The 7690-nt window shown below is 65.9% G+C and carries 1 protein-coding gene and 2 pseudogenes; all 3 read right to left on the bottom strand.

Going from position 1 to position 7690, the window contains the following annotated elements; translation table 11 throughout:
• Positions 1-403: 403 nt before the first annotated feature.
• The 3 genes and pseudogenes from LZ199_RS45680 to LZ199_RS45675 all read right to left on the bottom strand — a co-directional run bounded on the left by LZ199_RS45680 (position 404) and on the right by LZ199_RS45675 (position 7612).
• Positions 404-1992 (bottom strand): annotated as a pseudogene (locus tag LZ199_RS45680) (IS3 family transposase).
• A gap of 91 nt (positions 1993-2083) precedes the next feature.
• Positions 2084-2395 (bottom strand): annotated as a pseudogene (locus LZ199_RS47100) (transposase); the annotation flags it as partial.
• A gap of 318 nt (positions 2396-2713) precedes the next feature.
• Complete coding sequence (locus tag LZ199_RS45675) at positions 2714-7612, bottom strand: ATP-binding protein (RefSeq protein ID WP_254000144.1); 4899 nt, start codon at positions 7610-7612, stop codon at positions 2714-2716.
• Positions 7613-7690 lie beyond the last annotated feature (78 nt).

Raw genomic sequence — 7690 nt, 5'->3', positions numbered from 1 at the left:
CCCGGAATCGGTGCTCGACATGCCCGGAATGCCTGCTCGGCATCCCCGGAACTGCTGCTCACCTTGCTCCGGAATCGCTGCTCGGCTTGGCCTGGAATCGGTGCTCACCTTGCCCCGGTACACGCAGCTGGCGGAGACGGCGGCGCTGCTGGTGCTCGAAAAAGACTTCAGGCGATGGAGTGGGACGAGAGGCACCTGGCCAACGAGGACGTCGCAGCGGACGAGAAGAACGAGGTAACCGACCGACGGGTGGCGTCCGCCGGATGCACCCTTCCACTCGCGCCGCATGGTAGCCGCGCATGGAGGTCCTGGTCACCAAGGCTTGGGTGGGTTCAGGAGGAGTCAGGCGCGGAGGCGGAGGACGGTTGCGGTGAGCGTCAAGGTAGATGTCGCGTGAGAGGGTTCAGCCGATGCGCTTCATCTCCTGCACGGCCGGGATGAGGCTGGGCGAGGGGCCCAGGCGGACGGAGCCCGCGGGAGTCCAGTTGCGCGTGACGCGGCTCCATCGCTCCGGGTGACGGGATTGGGCGCGCTGGTACACCCGGTGGCGTCGAGCCAGCAGCGAGGCCTCGCGACCGAAGTGCCTGTCGTCGGGCGTGACGAAGCGGATGGCGGAGTGAAGGTGCTCGGTGTTGTACCAAGCCACGAAGCGAGTCACCCAGCAGCCCGCGGCCTCGACGGACGCGAAGGGACGCCGAGGAAAGGTGGGACGGTACTTCAGCGTACGGAAGAGGGCTTCGGAGAAGGGGTTATCGTCCGAGACGCGGGGCCGGCTGAAGGACGGGGTGACTCCCAACCACTGCAAGGTGGCCAGCAGCGTGGCGCCCTTCATGGGGCCGCCGTTGTCCGCATGCAGCACCAGTCCCTCGGGGCAGCCGGCCTCCTGCCAAGAGCGGCGGATGAGGGCCGAGGCATGCTCGGACGACTCCTCCTCGTGCACCGCGAAGCCCATGATGCGCCGGCTGAAGACGTCCACCACCAGGTACAGGTAGAGGAAGGCACCCTTCACCGGTCCCTTCAGATAGGTGATATCCCAACTCCAGACCTGGTCCGGACCGGTGGCGGTGTGCTCGGCCCGGGGCCTGGGTGTGGGCGCCTTGGCATGGCCTCGGTGGACCAACTGCCCCGCCTCGCGCAGCACCCGGTAGAAACTCGCCTCGCTGGCCACGTACTCGCCCCGGTCCGCCAGCCTGGGGACAATCTGCTTGGGCGAGGCGTCCCGGAACTCCTCGCTGTTGGCCACCGCCAGGATTCGGCGCCGTTCCGCCTCCGACAGCCGGTTGGCCGGACGGGTATGCGGTCCGCACCGCCGGTCCTCCGCCGTGGCTGGCTTCCTCCAGCGTTGAATCGTGCGCGGGGCCACCCCGAGCCGCTCGCAGATGGCCTCCAGGCGCACGCCCCTCTCCAAGGCCTCGTCGACGTGGGCGAGCGTCATTTCTCGCTCTTCTCGTCCGCTACGTCGTCCTCGTCGGCCAGGTGCCTCTCGTCCCACCCCATCGCCTGAAGTTTTTTTTCGAGCACCAGCAGCGCCGCCGTCTCCGCCAGCGCCTTCTCCTTGCGGTGCAGCTCCCGCTCGAGCTCCTTCACCCGCTTCTCGGCGGCGGCCAGCCGCTTGCGCTCCTTGGCCGGTAGCGGCTCGATCGCCGTCCCGGAGAGCGCCCCTGCGGCCGCCTGCTGCCACTCCCGTAGCTGCGCTTCATGCAGCCCCTCTCCACGCAGCAACGCCCCCAACTCCTCGCCTTTGAGTTCCTGGGCCGCCGCCAGCACGCGCACCTTCTCCTCGGGCGTCCACTTCTTGGGCCCAGCGGGCGGGGCGGGCTTCTTCTCTTCGGACGGGGGCGTCATGGCCGCTACCCTATTCGCCGCTCGCAACCACTGCGACAACGTTGGTTGGGACACTCCTACCTGCCGGGCCAGTGTCGAGGCATTCACCGCGCTCGGCCCCATCATCCGCTTCACCATCTGCGCCTTGAATGCGTCTGTGTACGGCACTTCAACCGCCTGCGCTCGCCCCCATCGGGTGGTCAGCTCGGCATGTCAGCCGAGGCGACATCTTCCCTGACACAGGGGGGTCCCTGCGCGTCTACGAGAAGATGATGCTTACTGCCCGCCTTCGCTCGGTCCGTCGGATTCGGGTCCGTGAGGACCCCCTTTTTGAGGCCCGGACGGCAGAGGAGTCAATGGAGGGCCGGGAGAAGTCCACCTTGCCGCGCAGGCCCAGTTCATCCAGCAGCCGGCGCTGGAGTTCCTCCCACACACCCGCTCGAGTCCACTCCTCCAGCCTGCTCCAGGCCGTCATCCCTGAGAGGCCAAACTGTTTGCGCGGCAGCAACTCCCACGGGATGCCGCACCTGAGGACGAAGACAATGGCCTCCAGGGCCGCGTGGTCGTCCGCCGAGGTCGTAGGGGCGGCACAGCCTCTGCTCCGGCCCGGCGCACAGCCCGCGTGTCACCCTCCAGCGGCCCTTCTTGGCCCCTCTTCACCAACCCGCCGCCCTCAACAGGGCTCCTATCCGTCCTATGCTTTGGGGAAGGAGTCACAATCATGTATCGAACGCAGGGGCTACCATCGGGTAGCGCGGGGACCTGTACCGCACCGGATTGTTGAAACACCAGGTTGGCCGCAATCAGACTGCCTCCTCCGGCAAGAAGGTGAGCGCGCCGTAGCGGGTGACCATTCCTGCGACGTGCCCGCTCCCAACCTGCTCTTCCATCAGCGCAAGCGTTTGATGCGCTCCTGCAGAGCAAGCGCGGCAGGTGTGTTCTTGGCGGCCAGCGCTGCCGCGAGTTCGACAAGTGCTTGCCGCGCGTCAGCGTCCTTGGACAGCGCATGGGCGTCCGCACCCAATGCCACTGCCACGAGCTCGACCAGCGCGTTACCGGTCTCCTCGCGATACCAGTGATTGGACGGGTTCTTCGCCTTCAGCATCGCGGCAATCCAGCGAAGGCCGTCCAGACGAAGCGGGGTGCCGAAGCGCGTCGTGAGGAAGTGCGAGAATCGGGTCAAGCACTCTTCGTCACGATCCAGGTGCCCTTGCGCCCACCGCTCGTAGACGTCCTCCATGCGGAGCGCGGCTCCCGGCGCGAGCAGCACGAGAGCGTCCTCATTTCCGAACCCGAGTAGCTCGCAAATCAGCCGCTCGCCGTAGAACCATAGGCCTGGCTTCGACCAATCCGCTGCCAGTCCGTACTCCGCGGCCGCCCGCCAGACACGCTCGAATGCGGCTGGGGCATTGCTCTTGCCGTGACGCAGAAAGAGGCCGCGGATGAAGTGCTGCAGCGCGTGGTGCGCCGCCGGCCCATGCGCGAGCACAGGCTCCCAGACAGCCTGACTCTCATTGTCAGGCGCGGCGAGCGACAAGGCCGCGAGTTTCAGTAGGATATCGTAGCCTAGGTTCTGCGTGGGCAGGCCGTACTCGCCGTACTTGTCGGTCTTGCCACACGCCTTCGCGCGCGAGGCGTCGTAGTCCCAAATGCGGAGAGCAAGGCGCGTATCCAATTGCCGGTCGCCTGTTCCACCGCCGTCGATAAGCCAACCCAACACGACCTGGAGGACATCGCCGTCAAGGGAGACTCCCGGCCGCTGCTCGGGCTTTTGGCGCCACGTCCGGTCGCCGGACGCGTAGAGCCGCATCTCCCTCGAGAATCCCAGCCGGCCACAGCCGGCCGCGACCTGCTCGAAGTCGAGGCTGTCCGCGTTCGCATTCATGCCCCGCAGCGGGAAGCGCCGCAGCCGCGCGAGCCAGCCGCTCCAGGCGCGCTCCGCGCCTTCTCCATCTCCGTGATGCGGTACGAGGAGGATGAGGCCGGACCATAGGACCCCGGCCTGCAGAAGTCGCCACCACGCCGGCCCCAGTTGCTCCCGGTTGGCGTAGGCGATGCCCACCACGGCCGCAGCAGCGCGCGTGTCCCCGCTCGTCAGCAGGCGAAGGACGTCGGTCTCCAGTTCAGGGCTGGCGTCACCCGCCAACCAGAGGTGCATCACCGCGTGCGCAGCGAACTTCAGTTCGTCGCGCATGCTCCCCACGCGCCGATTGCGAATCTCCTCGCCCGTCGACGGGAGCTCCGAGACCGCAGTGCGCACGACCGCATGCGCACGGGTCTGCGCTTCTGGCGTCTTCGCCAACCACTCCCTGCCCAGCACGACCAACGTCGCTGCCGTTGCGAGCCTACACTTGGACTTGCCGAACTCATCGTCCATCGTGGCGGCCTCGCAGGACTTGAGCAGTCCGTAGAGATACGCCGCCTCTTCGTCGGTGAGCGTCTGTCCTCTTTGAAGTTGCCGCTCGCAGCGCTCCGGCACGAGAAGGTACGTCAGCGGCTGCGCCTTTTCGCTCTGCCACGACTGGACCTCGAGGCTCAGGGCGCCGGGGCATACGAACCTCTGCGTCTTCGCGCCGGTCTTGGGGTCCGTCGCGGCCTGGTAGTTGGTGCGGTCCAGAGCGGCGTAGAACAGCTTGAACTCAAGCGCTTCCTTCGGGTCCTCGGGGAGCGACCACGTCGGTATCAGCGCGTGAAGGTGCCGCGCGACGCCGTCGTCGGCCAACAGGAGCTTGACGACGACATCCAAGAAGCTCTCCTGGCGATGCGGTGCGAGCGTCCAACTGAGGGCGAAGTCGTACATCGCCTGTCCGCCCCGGAGCCAACTCGATCCAACGAAGTTGTAGTTGATATGCCCGACGCGGATGTTGTCCCAATAGAACAGGCTCGGAAACGTCAACAGAGGCGCGAGCGATCCAGAGAGCAGCGACGGCTGGTACTTCGCCACGTTGAGGAGCACGCTGACGAGCGCCGCGGAGTTGCCTTCGTGCAGCAGCCGCTCGACGGCGACAGCGACGTCCTCGCCGGCGTTGAGTTTGACCGTCAGCCACCGCTCCAGCGCGTCGAGCGCGCAGAAAAGGCTCCCGTTGCGCATGGAGTTGGACTGCGGCCAGTCGAACACCTCCCACCAGCCAAGGAAGGTCTTCTCCGACCCACCCTCGAACTGGAGGGTGACGCCGGGCAGTTTTCCCTCGTGGCGCCGCTTCACTTCCGCGCCCCAGCGCTCAGTCGAGAAGTTCACAAGCGCGATGAGCGCACCCAGGGCGACGTCCGGCACGATTTGCAGGAACGGAAAAAACGGGCTCTTCCAGAAGGCGGTCGGGTAAGCGTCTTTCGAGTAGTCGAGACCCAAGTCCATCTCGGAGCGGGCCGCCCCGTACTCCCGTGCGGGCTGGTCCTCGATGATGAGGGCGAGCAAGACTTCCGCCGCCAACTCTGGCCGTGCACGCATCAACGGCTGGATACCAGTCCCTTTGAGGCAGACGGCGCGGAAGTCCCCATCGACCTCGCCGTCTGCCCCGAGCGGCCAGGGTGGCAAACGCTCTCTGGACGAGCTGATAGAGTGCGACATCTGCTGCTGCCGCTCATTCCGGGCCCTGTATTCCAGGTCCGTCTCCAAGCGCTTGGAGTGAGCCGCGGCTTGCTCTCGTCTCCCTTGGGCTATTCGCCGCTTGACGTCCGCATCGACATTGCGCCGCCCTGCCAACTCCATGGCCCAGTTGCCGACGTCGTCGGGGAGGTCCGCTGCACCCGCGAGAGGGGCCGTGCAAAGCGAGTGATCCTGCATCACGTACATGACGCCGAGCCTCTTCTGGGTCTGCACGGTTCGCGCCATGGCCAGCGCGATTCTCGTAATTTCCCGCCGGAATGGCATCCGCGAGCCGTCGCTCATTTGGCGCGGCGTCTTCGTGAGCCAGGTCTCGATGACCTTGGCGAGAGCGGACGAGACGAGCCCGCCCAGCCGTTCGCGCTGTGCAATGAGGAAGCGAAGGAGCGGCGGCCACCGTCCGAAGATGGGCGATCGGTACTGGGCCTCTATGTAAAGCCCGACCGCCGAGTCCAGCGCCAGCGGGCCCCCGGCCGGAAACGTCGCGATGTGGTGGAAGCGCAGGAGCAGCCGCGTGAAGACCCTGGCCTCGTTCGCGAGCAACAACTCGACCCGGTTGTGCAGGAACTGCTCAGCTTCCGGATCCAGACACAGTGCATCGAGCAGGATGTCGCCAGCCAATGCGTTCTTCGCTGTCACGGCCGCATCGAAGGTCGTGTCCCACGCTGTTCCGACATCAGCGGGCTGCCGCAGCAGGAACTGCCCGAGCATCCGTAGCGCGTTCGTCCAGAGCGGGTTCTCAGCGAGAGGGGTCCACTGCGGGGCGTCCGTCCAAACCTGCTTCAGGAATTGGAAGCGCGCCCAATCGGCGGCGAGGTCGTGTTCGAACTCGACCCTATTCGTCCGTTCGTTCTGCCGCAGCGGAAGTTCGGACGGGCGATTCGCGAAGGTTGTAGTGTCGGTGGGATTCAGGTCGGTCAGCGCAAAGCTGCGCTCGAACGATGCCTCCCGCTGCGCGAGACGCATCATCAGCGCCTGTACGTCGGCGCGGTCCTGCGTCCAGTACTTCCACAGCCTGTCCGCGATTGCTGTGTGCGACGCGAGACCGCGGGCACTCGAGCCCAGCGCAGCGCCAGCCTTGATGACCCACCCCAGGGTCCGTAGGTTGGTCAGCGCCACGATGGTGTCGTCGTGGTCCGCTAACCAGCCCAGCGTCGGCGACGGCAACAGCGCCAGTTTCACTTCACGGCTCGTGACTTGCTCCAGTTCGACGAGTTCGGCCTTTCGCCCTTCGAGCATCATCTCTTCACCTTCGGCCCAGCCTTGGGTCTGGGTGACGACGACGACTCGCCATGCTGCTTCGGCCTGACCGACAGCCGGCAGGATGGCCTGGAGCAATTGACGGATGACGACGAACTCGGTCGCTTCGATCCGCTCGGCCGAGTCGATGACGAGCACGTTCGTTGGCTTGACGGTCGCGTTGAGGACACGCGACAACTCATGCCGGAGGGGCAGGGTTCCCCGCCGCGCCGCGCTCAGCGCCGTCTTGAGGTCTACCGGACCGAACCACACCTGGTTCCAGGATGGGAAATTGGCGTCGAGCACCGATTTCACGAGGGCCGACTTGCCGCAGCCCGACTCACCGAAGACCACGGTCACCGCATTCTTGACGACAGCCGTCTGGAACGATGCCTTCTCCGCAGTCCGCAGGACGGCATATCCCGAAGGGAGCGCCGTCGCTATCCGCGCCTTCTGGTCGGAGGTAATGTTGGAGAGCGTCTCCCAATCGCGCGTGAAGTCCGGATGCTGGCGAAGTTCGAACCGGATCCGCAGACGGGACCAGAGGTCCTGAAGAGTAACGGTACCCTTCCGCAGTCGCGTTTCGGTCGCTACGTTGATGAGATCCTTCCAGAGCGCTTCCGCTTCGCCAGGAGCGCCGGATTCCAGAAGGCGTCGGCATCGTGCGGTCGATTGGCTCTCGGTCTCGGAAAGAGCGAACTGCAGGTCCGTGGGCAGCACGTGTAGTCGACGGATGAGCTCGATGGTCTCCCCATCGCTCGCGCTTCCCCCCGGCTTCCGGACGCTGTCGAAGACGCGCGACTGCCGCAGGTTGCTCCGGATACGGCTTATTGCGAGCGCCGCGTCGGAGCCGCTGCACGCGTTCTTCACCTCCCGCCAAGTCGCATCGAACCATTTGTTGGCGGTCATCGAGGAGCGCGGGAATCTGGTCACGTAGGTGGTCATCACTGGGTGCGGAAATCGGGTCATCGACGCAGGACGGCCCCACTGCCGCCCTGGAAGACAGAGCGGCGAGCGGGGCCG

It is taken from the genome of Myxococcus qinghaiensis (assembly GCF_024198215.1).
Lineage (GTDB): Bacteria > Myxococcota > Myxococcia > Myxococcales > Myxococcaceae > Myxococcus > Myxococcus qinghaiensis.
This window is presented reverse-complemented; position numbering and strand designations above follow the sequence as displayed.